Annotated in this window: 14 protein-coding genes; 6 read left to right on the forward strand and 8 right to left on the reverse strand. The window is 66.6% G+C overall.

Features of this window, described 5'->3' with window-relative positions; all coding sequences use genetic code 11:
- Positions 1 to 112: 112 nt before the first annotated feature.
- Together C1925_RS10085 and C1925_RS10090 are read left to right on the forward strand one after the other, a co-directional pair.
- Positions 113 to 1,258: a two-component system response regulator gene (locus C1925_RS10085; RefSeq protein WP_108768753.1), complete on the forward strand. Its 1,146-nt coding sequence runs from the start codon at positions 113 to 115 to the stop codon at positions 1,256 to 1,258.
- Entirely contained in the window at positions 1,255 to 3,426 is a 2,172-nt protein-coding gene (locus tag C1925_RS10090) for a response regulator (protein WP_108768754.1), read from the forward strand. Before C1925_RS10085 ends, C1925_RS10090 begins: the two co-directional genes overlap by 4 nt.
- Positions 3,427 to 3,791: 365 nt before the next feature.
- On the opposite strand, the gene C1925_RS10095 is transcribed toward C1925_RS10090, so the two are convergent.
- The 7 genes from C1925_RS10095 to C1925_RS10125 form a co-directional block, all read right to left on the reverse strand.
- Positions 3,792 to 4,664, reverse strand: a complete 873-nt coding sequence (locus C1925_RS10095; RefSeq protein ID WP_108768755.1) for a crotonase/enoyl-CoA hydratase family protein — start codon at positions 4,662 to 4,664, stop codon at positions 3,792 to 3,794.
- Positions 4,665 to 4,825: 161 nt separating this feature from the next.
- Complete coding sequence (locus C1925_RS10100) at positions 4,826 to 6,502, reverse strand: long-chain fatty acid--CoA ligase (protein ID WP_108768756.1); 1,677 nt, start codon at positions 6,500 to 6,502, stop codon at positions 4,826 to 4,828.
- 190 nt (positions 6,503 to 6,692) lie between these two features.
- Complete coding sequence (gene betA, locus C1925_RS10105; RefSeq protein ID WP_108768757.1) at positions 6,693 to 8,375, reverse strand: choline dehydrogenase; 1,683 nt, start codon at positions 8,373 to 8,375, stop codon at positions 6,693 to 6,695.
- 111 nt (positions 8,376 to 8,486) lie between these two features.
- A complete protein-coding gene (gene betB, locus C1925_RS10110; RefSeq protein ID WP_108768758.1) occupies positions 8,487 to 9,959 on the reverse strand; it encodes a betaine-aldehyde dehydrogenase in 1,473 nt (490 codons plus the stop codon).
- A gap of 42 nt (positions 9,960 to 10,001) precedes the next feature.
- The gene (gene betI / locus C1925_RS10115) at positions 10,002 to 10,592 is read right to left on the reverse strand and encodes a transcriptional regulator BetI (RefSeq protein WP_108768759.1); all 591 of its coding nucleotides are present in this window, start codon (positions 10,590 to 10,592) and stop codon (positions 10,002 to 10,004) included.
- A gap of 161 nt (positions 10,593 to 10,753) precedes the next feature.
- Positions 10,754 to 11,386: an AAA family ATPase gene (locus tag C1925_RS10120; protein ID WP_108768760.1), complete on the reverse strand. Its 633-nt coding sequence runs from the start codon at positions 11,384 to 11,386 to the stop codon at positions 10,754 to 10,756.
- Positions 11,386 to 11,760 carry a type II toxin-antitoxin system Phd/YefM family antitoxin gene (locus C1925_RS10125; protein ID WP_108752998.1) on the reverse strand — a complete coding sequence of 125 codons (375 nt, stop codon included), beginning with the start codon at positions 11,758 to 11,760 and terminating at the stop codon, positions 11,386 to 11,388. Before C1925_RS10125 ends, C1925_RS10120 begins: the two co-directional genes overlap by 1 nt.
- 178 nt (positions 11,761 to 11,938) lie before the next feature.
- Here C1925_RS10125 and C1925_RS20955 point away from each other — a divergent pair, with 178 nt between their 5' ends.
- The gene (locus C1925_RS20955) at positions 11,939 to 12,391 is read left to right on the forward strand and encodes a hypothetical protein (protein WP_159097508.1); all 453 of its coding nucleotides are present in this window, start codon (positions 11,939 to 11,941) and stop codon (positions 12,389 to 12,391) included.
- 194 nt (positions 12,392 to 12,585) lie between these two features.
- Here C1925_RS20955 and acnA read toward each other — a convergent pair whose 3' ends face one another.
- Positions 12,586 to 15,339 (reverse strand): aconitate hydratase AcnA, encoded by a 2,754-nt coding sequence (acnA, locus tag C1925_RS10135; RefSeq protein ID WP_108768761.1) that lies wholly within the window; start codon positions 15,337 to 15,339, stop codon positions 12,586 to 12,588.
- Between the two features lie 288 nt (positions 15,340 to 15,627).
- Here acnA and C1925_RS10140 point away from each other — a divergent pair, with 288 nt between their 5' ends.
- The 3 genes from C1925_RS10140 to acnB are packed head-to-tail and all read left to right on the forward strand — an operon-like array spanning position 15,628 to position 18,890.
- Complete coding sequence (locus tag C1925_RS10140; protein ID WP_108768762.1) at positions 15,628 to 15,852, forward strand: AbrB/MazE/SpoVT family DNA-binding domain-containing protein; 225 nt, start codon at positions 15,628 to 15,630, stop codon at positions 15,850 to 15,852.
- Between the two features lie 6 nt (positions 15,853 to 15,858).
- Positions 15,859 to 16,257: a type II toxin-antitoxin system VapC family toxin gene (locus C1925_RS10145; protein ID WP_049458027.1), complete on the forward strand. Its 399-nt coding sequence runs from the start codon at positions 15,859 to 15,861 to the stop codon at positions 16,255 to 16,257.
- A 41-nt stretch (positions 16,258 to 16,298) separates the two neighbouring features.
- Entirely contained in the window at positions 16,299 to 18,890 is a 2,592-nt protein-coding gene (gene acnB, locus C1925_RS10150) for a bifunctional aconitate hydratase 2/2-methylisocitrate dehydratase (RefSeq protein ID WP_108768763.1), read from the forward strand.
- Positions 18,891 to 19,025 lie beyond the last annotated feature (135 nt).

Genomic DNA, 19,025 nt, shown 5'->3' on the forward strand with positions numbered 1-19,025 from the left:
TATGGCTTGATGGGGTAGCGAGGGCCGATGTGGAGAAGCGTCGATGTGGAGAACCCGCTTCACATTGTGACGACGATCATGAACCGGGGAGCTCGTGACGGGAGTCGTACCGATGCAGGGTGCCAGTGTGCACAGCGGCGGGGTATCCTCGCTGGCTGATCTTCCAGCGTGGTCGAGAAGGCAGGCAGAGAACGCCTTGAACATCGTCATCGTCGACGACCAGACGTCCGCAAGGACGATGCTGCGCCATGTCATTGAAGACATCGCGCCCGAATTGAGCGTGCACGACTTCGGTGATCCGCTCACCGCGCTTGCGTGGTGCGAGTCGTACCCGGTCGATCTGCTGCTGCTGGATTACCGCATGCCGGAGATGGACGGGCTGGAGTTCGCCCGCCGTTTCCGCCGGTTGCCCAAGCACCGCGACATCCCGGTGATCCTGATCACCGTGGTCGGCGACGAGCCGATCCGGCAGGCCGCCTTGGAAGCGGGCGTGATCGATTTCCTGGTCAAGCCGATCCGGCCGCGCGAACTGCGTGCGCGCTGCTACAACCTGCTGCAGCTGCGCCAGCAGGCCGAGAACGTGAAGCAACGTGCGCTGTCGCTGGAACAGCGGCTGCTGGCCAGCATGCACGAGGTGGAGGAGCGCGAACGCGAGACCCTTTCGCGGCTGGCGCGCGCCATCGAGTTCCGTGATGCCGGCACCAGTGCCTACCTCGAGCGCATGGCGCGCGTGGCCGGGCTGATCGCCGAGCAGCTGGGCCTGCCCGAAGAGGAGGTCAAGCTGATCGAGATGGCCGCCCCGCTGCACGACATGGGCAAGATCGCCATTCCCGATGCGGTGCTGCTCAAGCAGGGCAAGCTCAATGACGAGGAACTGGCGATCATGCGCCGGCATCCGCGCATTGGCCACGAACTGCTGAGTGGCAGCCAGAACCGCTTCATCCAGGTCGGCGCGTTGATCGCGCTGCGCCACCACGAACGCTATGACGGCAGCGGCTATCCCGATGGCCTGGTCGGCGACGCGATTCCGCTGGAAGCGCGCATCGTCGCCGTCGCCGATGTCTTCGACGCGCTGATCTCACCGCGCCCGTACAAGGAAGCATGGACGATGGAAGCGACCCTGGCGTACCTGTACGCCCAGCGCGGCCGCCTGTTCGACCCGCGCTGCGTGGATGCGCTGCTGCGGGGCCGCGAGCAGCTGGAACAGATCTGCGCCGAGCATTCCACCGCCTCGGCGCGGCCGGGGATGGGCGCGTGACATCCCTGCTGTCGCGGATCCGCCAGCGGTTGTCCCAGCGCCACGACAGCGAACACGGGCAGCAGATCGTCCGTATCGTGCTGATCAGCTTCATCCTGGCCTACGTGCTGCTGCCGGCGCCGCGCCACGACCTGCCGCACGACCAGTATGTGGGCGTGCTGGCGATCGTCCTGACCGGCCTGTCGCTGTCGCTGCTGCTGTTCGGCTGGCTGCTGTGGAAGCCGGGGCGCTCCGATCCACGCCGCGTGCTCGGCATGCTGGCCGACTACGGCCTGATCGCCGCGGGCATGGTGCAGATGGGTGAACCGCTGTCGTGGGTCTACATCGTGGTGATGTGGGTGACCGTCGGCAACGGCATGCGCTTCGGCAACAACTACCTCTACGTCGCCGTGGCGATGGCGATGGTCAGCTTCGGCAGCACCGTGCTGCTGACACCTTACTGGGAGCAGAACCTGCGACTGGCGATCGGGCTCTGGCTGGGCCTGGCTGCGGTACCGTTGTATTTTTCGACCCTGCTCAAGCAGTTGACCAAGGCCATGGCCGAGGCGCGGCGCGCCAGTGAAGCGAAGAGTCGCTTCCTGGCCAACATGAGCCACGAATTCCGAACCCCACTCAATGGATTGAATGGCATGACAGAAGTATTGGCGACGACTCGCCTGGACGATGAGCAACGCGAGTGCCTGAACACCATCCAGGCCTCTTCCCGCAGCCTGCTGGCGCTGGTCGAGGAGGTGTTGGACATCTCCGCGATCGAAGCGGGCAAGCTGCGCGTGGTGGCCGAGGATTTCGTGCTGGCCGACGTAGTCCAGGCCATCGGCCTGATCCTGCTGCCGCAGGCCAAGGCCAAGCACCTGGAGTACAAGGTCAAGGTGGCCGCGAACGTGCCCGCCACGCTGCGCGGCGACGTCGGCCACCTGCGGCAGATCCTGCTCAACCTGGCCGGCAACGCGGTGAAGTTCACCGACCACGGCAAGGTGGAAGTGCGCGTGGGCCTCGTCCACGCGGACACCAATGGCTCGGTGCGCCTGCGCTTCGACATCATCGATACCGGTATCGGCGTGCCGGTGGCCATGCGGCCGCGGCTGTTCGAAGCCTTCGAGCAGGCCGACGTCAGCATGGCCCGTCGCCATGAGGGCACCGGCCTGGGCACGACCATCGCCAAAGGCCTGGTCGAGGCCATGCACGGTGAGATCGGCTACCTGGACAGCCCGCCGCAGGGCAGCCACTTCTGGGTGGAGCTGCCGTTCGCGCCGCCGGAGCCGGTGGTGCCGGGTGCGGTACCCAGCGTGGCCGCCGGCGAGGACGTCGGCCCGGGCGGCAACGTCATCGCCTTCACCGACCCGTTCCTGCGCCACCGCGCCCGCGTGCGCAGCATGCAGATCCTGGTGGCCGACGACCACGAGGCCAACCGCATGGTGCTGCAGCGCCTGCTGCAGAAGGCCGGGCACAAGGTGATGTGCGTTGATGGCGGCGAGGCCGTGCTCGATGCGCTGGCCGAGAGCGAGTTCGACGCCGCCATCGTCGATCTGCACATGCCGGGCATGAGCGGCCTGGACATGCTGAAAGAACTACGCGTGATGCAGTCTGGCGGCGGCCCGCGCACGCCGGTGCTGGTGCTCAGTGCCGATGTCACCCCCGAAGCGATCCAGCGCTGCACCCAGGCCGGCGCGCATGCGTTCCTGGCCAAGCCCGTCGTGGCCGTGCGCCTGCTCGATACGCTGGCCGAGATCGCCAACAACGCCCAGCTGAAGGCGTCGGCGCCGCCGATCGTGCGCGCCGCCACCAACCTCGATGGCGTGCTCGACACCGGCGTGCTGGATGAGCTGGCCTCGCTGGGCATGGGCGACGGTTTCGAGCGTGAGTTCATCCGCCAGTGCCTGGAGGATGCAGAGAACTGCCTGCGCAAGGCCGAGGTCGACGGCGAGGCAGGCCGCTGGGGCGCCTTCCGCGAACAATCCCACGCGATCAAGGGCGTGGCCGGCAACCTGGGCCTGGTGCGTGCCGCCAACCGCGCCGGCGAACTGATGCGGATGGCCGACTGGCAGCTCAAGGCCGAATGGCGTCCGCGCCTGGCCGTGCTGCAGGGCGCGATCAAGGAAGGGCGGCAGGCCCTGGATGCACGCGCCGAGCGCAAGGCACGCGGCGCGGCCGACGACATGGAACGGTAGCGTCGAGCTTGCTCGACTGCCTTCGTTCCATGTAGTGCCGAGCCATGCTCGGCTGCATTCGGCGCGGTCCGCGATGCAAGGCATCCACGCAGCAAGGCATCCACGCATGGCGTGGATCTACTGGGTCTGCGACGCAAGGCACGCGGCGCGGCCGACGACATGGAACGGTAGCGTCGAGCTTGCTCGACTGCCTTCGTTTCATGTAGTGCCGAGCCATGCTCGGCTGCATTCCGCGCGGTCTGCGATGCAAGGCATCCACGCAGCAAGGCATCCACGCATGGCGTGGATCTACTGTCTTGGTCGCGCGAGCGCGAAAAAAAGCCCGGGGGCCAGCCGGGCTTGAACCCAGAGGGGGAGGAGAGCAATCAGGCGGCGTCGAGGCCGGCGCGACGGGTCTGTGCCTTGATCAGGCGATCCATCGTGCGCAGCGAACGATCACCCAGGGCCAGGGCGGAGTCGACCCAGACCTTGGTGATTTCCAGCAGCTCGTCGTAGCTGACCGACTGCGCCAGGTTGCGCGCCGCGTTCATGGCCAGGTACGACTGCGGCAAGCGCTGCTGGTGGCGGATCATGTCATCGACGGCGGCGCGGCCTTCCCCCTTCTTCACCAGCACGTCGACCACGCCCAGGGCGTGCATTTCCTCGGACGAATAGATGCGGCCGTCGAGGATGATCTTCTCGGCCAGCTGCGGCGACACCCGGCGGCACAGGAACGAGTACGCGCCCATGCCCGGGAACAGGCCGAACAGCACTTCGGGCAGGCCCATGCCGCAGCCTTCCTCGGCCACGATGGTGTGGCAGGCCAGAGCCATTTCCAGGCCGCCGCCCAGTGCATCGCCCTGGATCAGCGCAATCGAACGCACGTCACCGCCAAAGCCGGTGTGCAGGTGGTGCACGCCTTCCACGCAGCGCTGCGCATAGGTCAGCAGCAGGTCGCGGTTGCCTTCGCGGATCAGGCGGGTGAACAGGTCCAGGTCGCCGCCCAGGTTGTAGGCAGCGGCATCGGAGGCCAGCACGAAATGGCGCAGCCGCCCGCTGTGGCGCTGGGCCGGGCCGCGGGTGATGGCGCTCATGTAGCTCCACATCTCGTCCAGCATGTCCTTGCGGCAGCAGGGACGGATGCCCGTGGCCGCGTCGGCGTGCATGAACAACCAGTGGGCGGAGTCGTCGTCGTTGTCTTCGGTACGGATGGTGGCGAACGGCGAACCGCTGGCAGACAGCTTTTCAATGGTACTCATGGAAGGGTCCTCGGCATGCGGCCCGCAGAGAGAAGTGGTGGCCGGCGGGCCGAACGGTCCACACACGCGGCGATGCTACACCGGGCGCGGCACCGCGCACGCGAAAAGGCCCGGGTTGTTTCCAACCCGGGCCCCGAAGGTGTTCAAATTCGCCGAAAGCCTTACGTGGCGGGCGTATCGCGGAGCTCGCGACGGAGGATCTTGCCCACGTTGGTCTTCGGCAGCTCCTTTCGGAATTCTACGATTCTGGGGTGCTTGTAGCCGGTGAGGTTGGCCCGCGCGTGTTCCTTGACCATTTCGGCGGTCAGGTTCGGGTCCTTCTTCACGATGACCACCTTCACCACTTCACCGGACTTCTCGTCCGGCACGCCGACAGCGGCCACTTCCAGCACGCCCGGCATCATCGCGATGACGTCCTCGACCTCGTTCGGGTACACGTTGAAGCCGGACACCAGGATCATGTCCTTCTTGCGGTCGACGATGTAGAAGAATCCCTGCTCGTCCATCTTCGCCATGTCGCCGGTGTGCAGCCACTGGTCGGCATCGATGGCGGTGGCGGTTTCGTCGGGGCGCTGCCAGTAACCCTTCATCACCTGCGGGCCGCGGATGCACAGCTCGCCCACTTCGCCCATGGCCAGGGTGTTGCCGTTGTCGTCCTTGATGCAGGCATCGGTGGACGGGATCGGCAGGCCGATGGCGCCGTTGTATTCCTTCAGGTCCAGCGGGTTGATGCAGGCCGCCGGCGAGGTCTCGGTCAGGCCGTAGGCCTCGACCAGGGTCACCCCGGTCACCTTCTTCCAGCGCTCGGCCACCGCACGCTGCACGGCCATGCCGCCACCCAGGGTCACCTTCAGTGAGGAGAAGTCGACGGTGTCGAAGCCGGGGGTGTTGAGCAGGCCGTTGAACAGGGTGTTGACGCCGGTGATGGCGGTGAAGCGCACCGACTTGAGCTCCTTGACGAAGCCCTTCATGTCACGCGGATTGGTGATCAGGTGGTTGCAGCCACCGAACTTCATGAAGACCAGGCCGTTCGCCGTCAACGCGAAGATGTGGTACAGCGGCAGGGCGGTGATGATCCACTCCTTGCCCGGCTCGATGCCCGATGCGCCGATCCAGGCCGAGGCCTGCTGCATGTTGGCGATCAGGTTGCGGTTGGTCAGCATCGCGCCCTTGGCCACGCCGGTGGTGCCACCGGTGTACTGCAGGAAGGCGACGTCGTCGTGGTCGATCTCGACCTTGGGCAGGGTGTGGCGGCTGCCGAGCTTGAGCGCCTGGCGGAAGCGCACCGCGCCCTTCAGATGGTAGTTGGGCACCATCTTCTTGACGTACTTGAGCACGAAATTGACGATCGTGCCCTTCAGGCCGAGCAGGTCGCCCAGGCCGGTGGTGATGACGTGCTTGACCGGGGTGTCGGCGATTACCTGCTGGACGGTGTCACCGAAGTTATCGACCACCACCAGCGCGCTGACGCCGGCATCGACCAGCTGGTGCTTCAGCTCGCGCGCGGTGTACAGCGGGTTGACGTTGACCACGGTCAGGCCGGCGCGCAGCACGCCGAAGGTGGCGATCGGGTACTGCAGGCAGTTGGGCATCATCAGGGCGACGCGGTCACCCTTCTTGAGCTTCAGCTCACCCAGCAGGTAGGCGGCGAACTGCTCGACCAGAGCGTCGGTTTCGCCGTAGGTGAGGACCTTGCCGAAACTGGAGTAGGCGGGACGGTCGCGGAATTTCGCGACGGAAGCGTCGAAGACCGAAGCTACCGAATGGAACTCGTTGATGTCGATCTCGGCGGGAACGCCTTTCGGATAGCTCTGCAGCCAGGGACGATCCAGACTCATATTCCCCCTCCAGGAATCGTTTTTGATGGGTGCGGCGCGGACAGTATCCGCCAGAACCGCTCGCAGCAGCATACCGTTCCGTAGGGAAAACGCGAAGGGGGCGTCTGTGTCCGATAGTGCCGGCCGCTGGCCGGCATCGAGGGTGCCGGCCAGCGGCCGGCACTACCCGACGGATTGAGGGCCGTATACGTCAGCCGCGGCTGCGCGCCGGGGCACCGTTGGCCTTGTAGTAGGGCGCGGTGCTGCGGGCCAGCGGGGTGCGGCCGCGGATCACGTCGGCCAGCTTCTCGGCGATCATGATGGTCGGCGCGTTGAGGTTGCCGGTGACCACCTGCGGCATGATCGAGGCATCGACGATGCGCAGGCCGTCCAGCCCGTGTACGCGGCCCTGGCCATCGACCACCGCCATCGGGTCATCGGCGTGGCCCATCTTGTTGGTGCACGAGGGGTGGTAGGCGGTCTCGGCGTGCTCGCGCACGAAGCCATCAATCTGCGCATCGGTCTGCAGCTCGCGGCCGGGCGAGATCTCGCGGCCGCTGTAGGGTGCCAGCGCCGGCTGCGCGAAGATCTCGCGGGTGATGCGGATGGCCGCGCGGAACTCGCGCCAGTCCTGCTCGTGGGACATGTAGTTGAACAGGATGCTGGGGTGCACGCGCGGATCCTTGGAAACGACCTGGACGCGGCCACGGCTGGGCGAGCGCATCGAGCCGACGTGCATCTGGAAGCTGTGCGCCTTGATCGGGTTGGAGCCGTTGTAATTGATGGCCACCGGCAGGAAGTGGTACTGCAGGTTCGGCCAGTCGAAGGCCTCGTCGCTGCGGATGAAGCCACCGGCCTCGAACTGGTTGCTGGCGCCGATGCCGGTGCCCAGGAACAGCCATTCGGCACCGATGGCCGGCTGGTTGTGCAGCTTCAGTGCCGGGGCCAGCGACACCGGCTTCTTGCATTCGTACTGCAGGTACATCTCCAGGTGATCCTGCAGGTTGGCGCCGACGCCGGGCAGGTGGTGCACCAGGTCGATGTCCAGGCTGCGCAGCAGATCGGCCGGGCCGACGCCGGAGCGCTGCAGGATCTGCGGCGAGGCGATGGCGCCGCCACACAGCAGCACTTCGCGGCGGGCGGTGGCGCGCTGCGGCTGGTCGTTGTGCAGCCACTGCACGCCCACCGCGCGCTTGCCCGAGAACAGGATGCGGTCGGTGAGGGCGTGGGTGACGATGGTCAGGTTCGGGCGCGGCCTGGCCAGGTCCAGGTAGCCTCGGGCGGTGCTGGAGCGGCGGCCCTTCGGCGTGACCGTGCGGTCCATCGGGCCGAAGCCTTCCTGCTGGTAGCCGTTGAGGTCATCGGTGCGCGGGTAGCCGGCCTGCACGCCGGCTTCGACCATCGCGGCGAACAGTTCGTTGTTGCCGGCCTTGGGCGTGGTCACCCGCAGCGGGCCGTCGCCGCCGTGGTAGTCGTTGGCGCCGATGTCGCGGGTTTCGGCCTTGCGGAAGTAGGGCAGGCAGTCCAGGTAGGTCCAGTCTTCCAGGCCCGGCATGCTGGCCCAGTGGTCGTAGTCCATGGCGTTGCCGCGGATGTAGCACATGCCGTTGATCAGCGAGGAACCGCCCAGGCCCTTGCCGCGCCCGCAATCCATGCGGCGGTTGTTCATGAAGGGCTCCGGGTCGGTCTTGTACGCCCAGTTGTAGCGCTTGCCCTGCAGCGGGTAGGCCAGTGCAGCCGGCATCTGGGTGCGGAAGTCGAGGCGGTAGTCCGGGCCACCGGCTTCCAGCAGCAGCACGCTGACATCGGCATCCTCGGTGAGGCGGGTGGCCAGCACGTTGCCGGCCGAACCGGCGCCGATGATGATGTAGTCGTACTCGTTGGGGGTACTCATGGTTGTTCTCCTGCGGGCCGGGACGCGCGTTGCGCAGCTCTCCCGGCGGAATGTCGATCCGGCGTTCGCACCGGGCGGCTGGTTCAGGGCGCGCTGATCAGACCACGCTGATCAGAACACGCTGGCGTAGTCGCCCAGTTCGACCTGCACCGACTTGATGCGGGTGTAGTGGCCCAGCGTGGACAGGCCGTTCTCGCGGCCGACGCCGGACTGCTTGTAGCCGCCGACCGGCATTTCCGCGGGCGATTCGCCCCAGGTGTTGATCCAGCAGATGCCGGCTTCGAGGCGGTGGATGATGCGGTGGGCGCGGCTGATGTCACGGCTGACCACGCCGGCGGCCAGGCCGAAGGTGGTGTCGTTGGCGCGGCGCACGGCTTCGTCCTCGTCGTCGTAGGCGAGGATGCTCATGACCGGCCCGAAGATCTCCTCGCGGACGATGGTCATGTCATCGCGGCAGTCGGAGAACACGGTGGGCAGCACGTAGGCGCCCTCGGCCAGCGCGCCTTCCTCCGCACGGCCGCCGCCGGTCAGCAGGCGTGCGCCTTCGGCCTTGCCGCTGTCGATGTAGCGCAGCACGTTGTGCATGTGCGGGAAGCTGACCATCGGCCCGAAGTTGGTGTCGGCGGCCTGCGGATCGCCGATGCGGATGCGTTTGACCCGCTCGACCACGGCGGCCTCGAACGCGGCCAGCATGCTGCGCGGCACGAACACGCGGGTGCCGTTGGTGCAGACCTGGCCGGAGCTGAAGAAGTTGGCCATCACCGCGATGTCGGCGGCGCGGTCCAGATCGGCGTCATCGCAGATGACCAGCGGCGACTTGCCGCCCAGCTCCATGGTCACTTCCTTCAGGGACGACGACGCGGCGGCGGCCATGACCTTCTTGCCGGTGGCCACGCCGCCGGTGAAGGAGATCTTCTCGATCACCGGGTGTTCGGTGAGCCAGTTGCCGATCTCGCCGCCCGGACCCTGCACCACGTTGAACACGCCGTCCGGCACGCCGGCTTCGCTGTAGATCTCGGCCAGCTTCAGCGCGGTCAGCGGGGTCACTTCGGAGGGCTTGAACACCATGGCGTTGCCGGCGGCCAGTGCGGGCGCCGACTTCCACAGCGCGATCTGGATCGGGTAGTTCCAGGCACCGATGCCGGCGACCACGCCCAGCGGTTCGCGGCGGGTATAGAAGAAGCTCGATTCACGCAGCGGCAGCTGGATGCCTTCGATGGCGGTGGCCAGGCCGGCGTAGTACTCCAGCACGTCGGCGCCGGTGACGATATCCACCGTGGTGGTCTCGGCCAGCGCCTTGCCGGTGTCCAGGGTTTCCAGCTGGGCCAGCGCATCATTGCGTTCGCGCAGCAGATCGACCGCGCGGCGCAGGATGCGCGAGCGCTCCATCGCGGTCATCGCCGCCCAGACCTTCTGGCCTTCGGCCGCGCTCTGCACCGCGCGCTCGACGTCGGCCTGGCTGGCGATCTGCACTTCGGCCAGGACCTGGCCGTTGGCCGGGTTGATGGTCTGGAAGGTCTTGCCGCTGGTGGCGTCGACGCGTCGGCCGTGGATGTAGAGCTGTTGGACGGGCAGGGTGGGCATGGGGGTACTCCTGGAAACAAAGGGGGAAGGGCTTGAGGCTGCTTATACGCCCTCGGGCTGCAGCTGGAAGTCGATGTAGGCGTAGGCCAGCGCGCGGGCGGCGGCGGTGTCGAACGGGCCACCGACCAGGCTGCCGCGCAGCCACAGGCCGTCGATCATCGCGGCCAGGCCGCGGGCGGCATCGCGGGCGCGTTCGGCCGGCAGCGCGCGGTGGAACTGATGGGCCAGGTTGGAATACAGCCGTTGGTCGTTGATGCGCTGCAGGCGGGCCAGTTCCGGCTGGTGCATGCTCGCCGCCCAGAAGGTCAGCCAGACGCGCATGGCCGGGCCGCTGGTCTGGGTCTGGTCGAAGTTGCCATCGACCAGCGCGCGCAGCTGGGCCCGCGGATCTGCATCGGCCTTGGCGCGGTACTGGGCGAAGGCGTCTTTCAGTTCGTTGAGGATCTGCCGCATCGCGGCGTTGAGCAGGCCGGCCTTGTCGCCGAAGTAGTGGGCGACGATGCCGGTGGACAGGCCAGCCTGGCGGGCGATGGTCGCCACGGTGGCGTCGGCCAGGCCGATATCGTGGATCACCTGGAAGGTGGCCTGGATCAGCTGCTCGCGGCGGATCGGTTCGATGCCTTTCTTCGGCACGGTCTCACCTGGGGCATAGGCGTTGGCCCGAGGTGGACAGTATCGCGTTTGTTGATTGAACGTTCAATCAACAAAAAGTGAAGGTGGCGTTTGAATGGGGGTTCGGGGTCAGAGCCCTTTCCTTTGGAAAGGGATCCGACCCCGGGATCCGACCCCTTGGCTTACAGGCGGAGGGCGGCTTCCAGCAGCGGGGTGGCCCAGGCGGGCGTGGCCGCCAGCTGGGCGAGGTTGTCGGGCTCGGGGTACAGCACCTGGCCATCTTCCATCTGCAGCAGCAGCCGGGGGTCGGGCACGGCTTCGCCGGGGGCGGCTTCGGCGCTGTTGTCGTAGACCTGCAGCTGGGCCAGTACCGGCATCAGCCGGATCAGGTTCTGCTGCGCCAGTGGCCAGCGGCGTCGGATGTCGGCTTCGTTGATCGGGTGCCCGCCCGAGCGCACGCGGGCCTGGACCCGGGCGATGTGCTGTTCCGGGCTGGACAGGCCGCAGAACCACATCAGCACATCGTGGCTGTGGCTGGCTTCATGCAGCAGGGCGGCGATTGAATTGCCGCCCAGGGTGGTTTCAAAGGCGTGGTTGCGGCGCCGGTCCAGCGCATCGCGGATGCGGTTGACGCCTTCCTGCCAGGCCTGGGCGTTGGCCTCGGCCTGCGACAGCCCGGTGATGCCGCGCAGTTCGCGGGCGAAGGTGTCGGGGTTGAACCAGTTCAGCCCGGCCTCGCGCAGCACATGGCCGCCCACTGAACTCTTGCCGGCGCCATTGACGCCGGCAAGGACGTACAGGAAAGGCCGCGCCATCAGTGGCCGGTGCCGGCCTTGACCTGCCCGCCAAGGCGGGCAGGGCGGCGCAGCAGGTCGCGTGCGCTGCTGCCGGCCTGGGCCTGCTGCAGTACCGCCAGGCGCTGGTCGAAGCCGGCGCGCAGTTCAGCCAGGCCCGGGGCTTGGTCGCGCAGCTCCTCAAGCGAGGCTTCCAGCGCCTCCACGCGCGCCTGCAGGGCGCGGTACTGCTCGATGGAGACGATGACCGCCTGCGGTTCGTTATGGTTGGTGACCACCACCATGCGCTGGTCGCGGACCTCCTGCATGACCTTGCGCCAGTGTTCCTTCACCGACGAGGCGGTGGTGTGGGTCAGCTCGTTGATGGGGTCGAAGCGGACGGGCAGGTGAAGCATGGCTGGCTCCAGAAGGGGTGACCTGTGGCGCTAGCCTACACCGGATGTGGACGAATTTCATGAATGATGAAAAACATCATGACTATGAAAATTAGAGGCAGCTATTTCATCCCATTCCTAAAGACGCCATACGCCGCCGTATTGCACCATCACAGGCCGTTCCGTGAGGGAGAGTGCGATGCGCATTGCCGTGAGTTGCCTGCTGTTCTGTAGTTCCGCCGTGGCCTTGGCGCAGACGCCGCCACCGATGCAGCAGTTGGATTACCCGGTGCTGGCGATCGGCGACACCGGCCAGTTCCGGGTGCAGGTGCCGGCCTACGCCGGCGGCCAGGGCCGGGTGTCGTACGCGGCGCATGCGCTGATGCCGGGCAGCAGTGAGGACCGGGGCTACCGGTTCGTGGCCGTGCACTGCGAGGATCCCGGGTTCACCCCGGTCGTGCACTACGAGAATCGTGGGGTGGTGTGTTCGCGTATTGGCCAGGCGGAGCACCCGGCGTTCGAGATGGTGGTGACGGTGGTCAATACCGGCGCCGCTGAGGGCGAGACCGTGATGGAAGAGGGGCTGCGCGGGCTGGTGTACGACGTGGGGCCGACGGCGGCCCCGTGGCGGATCTATGGCGTGCGGCCGTAGCGGCTGACGCCCTGGTGGGTGCCAACCTTGGTTGGCACTCCATGCCTTGGTAGGTGCCAACCTTGGTTGGCACGTTGGGATCAGTCTAGCATGTCTCGACTCTACAGAGGGCGGCCCATTGCCCTGGTAGGTGCCAACCTTGGTTGGCACGTTGGGATCAGTCGAGCAAGCTCGACTCTACAGAAGTCCGGACATTACCGGCCGGCGAGCTGGCGCAGCACGTACTGCAGCAGGCCGCCGTGGCGGAAGTACTCGACTTCCTTCGGGGTCAGCAGCATCACCGAGACCTCGAAGGTCTTCTTCGTGCCATCGGCCTTGGTCGCGGTCACCGTGGCGCGCTTGCTGGCGCCGTCTTCCAGGCCGGTGATGTCGATCGTCTCCGAGCCGTCCAGGCCCAGCGACTGTGCGTTCTCACCGTTGCGGAACTGCAGCGGCAGCACGCCCATGCCGACCAGGTTGGAACGGTGGATGCGCTCGAAGCTCTCGGCCACGACCGCCTTCACGCCCAGCAGCAGGGTGCCCTTGGCCGCCCAGTCGCGCGACGAGCCGGTGCCGTATTCCTTGCCGGCCAGCACCACCAGCGGCACGTTGTCGGCCTTGTACTTCATGGCCGCGTCGTAGATCGCCAGCTTTTCCGGCTGGCCACCGTTGGCCGGGTAATACAGCGTGTTGCCGCCCTCTTCGCCACCGAACATCAGGTTCTTGATGCGGATGTTGGCGAAGGTGCCGCGCACCATTACGTCATCGTTGCCGCGGCGGCTGCCGTAGCTGTTGAAGTCGGCCGGCTGCACGCCGTGTTCCTGCAGGAACCGGCCTGCCGGCGAATCCTTCTTGATGTTGCCGGCCGGGGAGATGTGGTCGGTGGTGATCGAATCGCCGAACAGGCCCATCACCCGCGCGCCGTGCACATCATCGATGCTGCCGGTCTGCATGGTCATGCCGTCGAAGTACGGCGGGTTCTTGATGTAGGTGGAGGCATCGCTCCACTCGTACAGGTTGCCGTCCGGCGAGGCGATGGTGTTCCAGCGGGTATCGCCCTTGAACACGTCGGCGTAGTTCTGCTTGAACATCTCCGGCCCGATGGTGGCGGCGATGACATCGCCGATTTCCTTGTTGCTCGGCCAGATGTCGCGCAGGAACACCGGCTGGCCATCGCTGCCGGTGCCCAGCGGCTGGGTGGTCAGGTCGATATCGGTGGTGCCGGCGATGGCATAGGCCACCACCAGCGGCGGGCTGGCCAGGTAGTTCATCTTCACTTCGGGGTGCACGCGGCCCTCGAAGTTGCGGTTGCCCGACAGCACCGAGGTGACCACCAGATCGCCCGTGGCGATACCGGCGCTGACTTCGGCCGGCAGCGGGCCGGAGTTGCCGATGCAGGTGGTGCAGCCGTAGCCGACCACGTAGAAGCCGATCTTCTCCAGCTCCTTCAGGACGCCGGCCTTTTCCAGGTAATCGGTGACCACGCGCGAGCCCGGGCCGAGCGAGGTCTTCACCCACGGCTGGCGGTTCAGGCCCTTGGCCGCGGCGTTGCGGGCCAGCAGGCCGGCGCCGATCATCACCGCCGGGTTGGAGGTGTTGGTGCAGGAGGTGATGGCGGCGATGACCACCGCGCCATCTTTCAGGCGCACCTTGCGGCCCACGGTCTCGATGTCGGCGTAGCCCTTGGCCAGCTGCTCGTTGCCGACCGCCGCACCGCCGCCTTCGTTGACGAAGGTGGAGACATCGGCGCTGCGCTTGTCACGGTTGGCGGTGAGGCCGACCAGCGCTTCGCGGTAGTTCTTCTGCACGTCTTCCAGCAGCACGCGGTCCTGCGGGCGCTTGGGGCCGGCCAGCGAAGGCTTCACGGTGCCCATGTCCAGTTCCAGCGTGGTGCTGTACTGGGCCGGCGCGCTGCCGGGTTCGTGCCACAGGCCCTGGGCCTTGGCGTAGGCCTCGACCAGGTTGATCTGCTCGTCGCTGCGGCCGGACAGGCGCAGGTAGTTCAGCGATTCGTGATCGATCGGGAAGATGCCGCAGGTGGCGCCGTATTCGGGCGCCATGTTGCCGATCGTGGCGCGGTCGGCCAGCGGCAGGTGCTGCAGGCCGTCGCCGTAGAACTCGACGAACTTGCCGACCACGCCGAGCTTGCGCAGCATCTGGGTGACGGTCAGCACCAGGTCGGTGGCGGTGGCGCCCTCGGGCAGCTTGCCGGTCAGCTTGAAGCCGACCACCTGCGGGATGAGCATCGAGGAGGGCTGGCCGAGCATGGCCGCCTCGGCCTCGATGCCGCCCACGCCCCAGCCGAGCACGCCGATGCCGTTGATCATCGTGGTGTGGCTGTCGGTACCGAACACGGTATCGGGGTAGGCGACGGCGCGGCCGTCCTTGTCGGCGGCCATTACCACGCGGGCCAGGTTTTCCAGGTTCACCTGGTGGACGATGCCGGTGTTGGGCGGCACCACCTTGAAGTTGTCGAAGGCCTTCTGGCCCCAGCGCAGGAAGCCGTAGCGTTCCTGGTTGCGCTGGAATTCGATCTTGCCGTTGAGGTCCAGCGCGTCGGGCTTGCCGAACACATCGACCTGCACCGAGTGGTCGATGACCAGTTCGGAGGGGATCTGCGGGTTGATCTGCTCGGGCTTGCCGCCCAGCTTGACCACCGCATCGCGCATGGCGGCCAGGTCGACCACGCAGGGCACACCGGTGAAGTCCTGCAGGACCACGCGCGCGGGCATGAAGGCGATTTCGGTATCCGGCTCGGCGCTGGGCTGCCAACGCGCCACCGCTTCGATGTGGTCGGGGCCGACGGTGGCGCCGCCGTCCTCGTGCCGGAGCAGGTTCTCCAGCAGGATCTTCATCGAGTAGGGCAGGTGGGAGATGTCGAAGCGCTTGCCGAGCGTGGGAAGGCTGAAGTAGTCGTAGGTCTTGCCGCCGACGTCCAGCTGGCTGCGGGTGGAGAACGAATCGCTCATGCGGGATGACTCCTCTTGCGGATGGCTTGCTCTGGCCCGTTCGGAAGCGGGCCTGCTTGCGGTCGCCGCGGGCCTGGTGGCCCCGGTCGTCCCAGTATGAATGCATTCACGTGGGGCGGGGCCAGCCTGCGGCATCGGGTCCAGATTACAGGGGCAGGTGTATGGCGTATGTCATGGATGTGGCGGATCCTTTGCGGTGCAAGGGCTGGAGTACCCTTGGCCGGGTTCAGGGTGGAAGTATGCCCGGCAAAGTATGTATAATTTGTGCATACCGAAGAGGGCCTACCCATGGAAGCCACTGTTGCAGAGCGCGGACAGATCACCCTGCCCAAGGCAGTGCGTGACGCGCTGGGTCTGACCAAGGGCACCCAGCTGAAGGTCGAGCTGGAGGGCAGCCGGATCATCCTGCGCAAAAGCGTGGACGACGCGATCTCGCGCGCCCGCGGCAAGTTCGCGCTGGACGGCTTCGAGTCGTCCGAAGCGGCCGTGCGCTCGGTGCGCGACGAGGAATAAGCCGTGATGATCGCCGTTGATTCCCCGGTCCTGGTCGAACTGCTCAGCAACGGCCCGCAGGCCGATGCGGTGGAAGCCATCCTGCGGCAGAGCCTGGTCGGCGGCCGCGTGGTGGTCTGCGGCGCGACCCTGGCCGAAGTCTGCGCCTCGCTGCGCGGCGGCGCCGAGGTGCTGGAAGCACTGGAAGAAATGGGCGTGCACTTCAATGCGCTGGAGGCCAAGTCGGCCCTGCGCGCCGGCGAGATGCACCGCCGCCACCGCCAGCGCAGCGGCAGCCGCCGCAGCCTGGACGAATTCATGGTCGGCGCCCACGCACTGCTGCAGTGCGATGGCCTGATCACCTGGAACGACACGTTTTACCGCGACTACTTCAAGGGCCTGAAGCTGATCGTGCCGCAAGCCTGAGCCCATCTTTTTTTCAACCTACGCATTACCCGGGAGTTGTCATGTTGGAAGCCTACCGCCACCACGTCGCCGAGCGCGCTGCGCTTGGCATCCCGCCGCTGCCGCTGAGCGCGCAGCAGACGGCCGATGTCATCGAACTGCTGAAGAACCCGCCGCAGGGCGAGGCCGAGTTCCTGCTCGACCTGCTGACCCACCGCGTGCCGGCCGGCGTCGACGATGCTGCCAAAGTCAAAGCCTCGTACCTGGCAGCCATTGCCCTGGGCAGCGAGCAGAACCCGCTGATCAGCCGCGAGCGCGCCACCGAACTGCTGGGCACCATGCTCGGCGGTTACAACGTCGCCCCGCTGGTGCAGCTGCTGGACGATGCGGCCATCGGCACCATCGCCGCGGCCGGCCTGAAGAAGACCCTGCTGGTCTTCGATGCCTTCCATGACGTGCAGGAAAAGGCCAAGGCGGGCAACGCCAACGCCCAGTCCGTGCTGCAGAGCTGGGCCGATGCCGAATGGTTCACCAGCAACCCGGAAGTGCCGCAGAGCCTGACCGTCACCGTGTTCAAGGTGCCGGGCGAAACCAACACCGACGACCTGTCGCCGGCCCCGGACGCGACCACCCGCCCTGACATTCCGATGCACGCCCTGGCGATGCTGAAGAACAAGCGCGACGACGCGGCGTTCACCCCGGAAGAAGACGGCAAGCGCGGCCCGATCCAGCAGATCCTCGATCTCAAGGACAAGGGGCACCTGGTGGCCTACGTGGGCGACGTGGTCGGTACCGGTTCCTCGCGCAAGTCGGCCACCAACAGCGTGCTGTGGTGGACCGGCGATGACATTCCGTTCATCCCGAACAAGCGCGCCGGCGGCGTCTGCCTGGGCGGCAAGATCGCTCCGATCTTCTACAACACCATGGAAGATGCCGGCGCCCTGCCGATCGAGCTGGACGTTTCGCAGATGGAGCACGGCGACGTGGTCGAGCTGCGTCCGTACGACGGCAAGGCACTGAAGAACGGCGAAGTGATCGCCGAGTTCGAAGTGAAGAGCGACGTGCTGTTCGACGAAGTGCGCGCCGGTGGCCGCATTCCGCTGATCATTGGCCGTGGCCTGACCGGCAAGGCGCGTGAAGCGCTGGGCCTGGCCCCGACCGACCTGTTCCGCCTGCCGGTGCAGCCGGCCGACAACGGCAAGGGCTTCTCGCTGGCGCAGAAGATGGTCGGCCGCGCCTGTGGCCTGGCCGAAGGCCAGGGCATGCGCCCGGGCACCTACTGCGAACCGAAGATGACCTCGGTCGGCTCGCAGGACACCACCGGCCCGATGACCCGTGACGAGCTGAAGGACCTGGCCTGCCTGGGCTTCTCGGCCGACCTGGTGATGCAGTCGTTCTGCCACACCGCTGCGTACCCGAAGCCGGTGGACGTCAAGACCCACCACACCCTGCCGGAGTTCATCTCCACCCGTGGCGGCGTCTCGCTGCGTCCGGGCGACGGCGTGATCCACAGCTGGCTCAACCGCATGCTGCTGCCGGACACCGTCGGTACCGGTGGTGACTCGCACACCCGTTTCCCGGTGGGCATTTCGTTCCCGGCCGGTTCGGGCTTGGTCGCCTTCGCTGCTGCCACCGGCGTGATGCCGCTGGACATGCCGGAATCGGTGCTGGTGCGCTTCAAGGGCCAGATGCAGCCGGGCGTGACCCTGCGTGACCTGGTCAACGCGATCCCGCTGTACGCCATCAAGTCGGGCCTGCTGACCGTGGCCAAGGCCGGCAAGAAGAACATCTTCTCCGGTCGCATCCTGGAAATCGAAGGCCTGCCGGAGCTGAAGGTCGAACAGGCGTTCGAACTGTCCGACGCCTCGGCCGAGCGTTCGGCCGCCGGTTGCTCGGTGCGCCTGAACAAGGAACCGATCATCGAGTACCTGACCAGCAACATCACCCTGCTGAAGTGGATGATTGCCGAGGGTTACCAGGATCCGCGTTCGCTGCAGCGCCGTATCGAGAAGATGGAAGCCTGGCTGGCCAACCCGGAGCTGCTGGAGCCGGATGCCGACGCCGAGTACGCCGCCGTCATCGAGATCGACCTGGCCGACATCCACGAGCCGATCGTGGCCTGCCCGAACGACCCGGACGACGTGAAGACGCTGTCTGAAGTCGCTGGCGCCAAGATCGACGAAGTGTTCATCGGTTCGTGCATGACCAACATCGGTCACTTCCGTGCCGCTGCGAAGCTGCTGGAAGGCAAGCGCGACCTGCCGACCCGCCTGTGGGTGGCCCCGCCGACCAAGATGGATGCCTCGGAGCTGACCAAGGAAGGCGTGTACGGCACCTTCGGCGCCACCGGCGCACGCATGGAAATGCCGGGCTGCTCGCTGTGCATGGGCAACCAGGCGCAGATCCGCGAAGGCTCCACTGCGATGTCGACCTCGACCCGCAACTTCCCGAACCGTCTGGGCCGCAACACCAACGTGTACCTGGGTTCGGCCGAGCTGGCCGCGATCTGCTCGCGTCTGGGCCGCATCCCGACCAAGGAAGAGTACATGGCCGATGTGGGCGTGATCGCCCAGAGCGGCGCGGAGATCTACCGCTACATGAACTTCGACCAGATCGAGGAGTATCAGGACGTGGCCAAGACGGTCGCTGCCTGATGCGGTAGTGCCGGCCGCTGGTCGGCATCCCGTTGAAACGCAGAACCCCCGGTGAGAGCCGGGGGTTTTTTGTGGGCGGACGATGCCCGGTAGTGCCGGCCGCTGGCCGGCAGCCGTGTGATGGGCGCAGGCATG

The sequence above is a fragment of the Stenotrophomonas sp. SAU14A_NAIMI4_5 genome, assembly GCF_003086795.1.
Lineage (GTDB): Bacteria > Pseudomonadota > Gammaproteobacteria > Xanthomonadales > Xanthomonadaceae > Stenotrophomonas.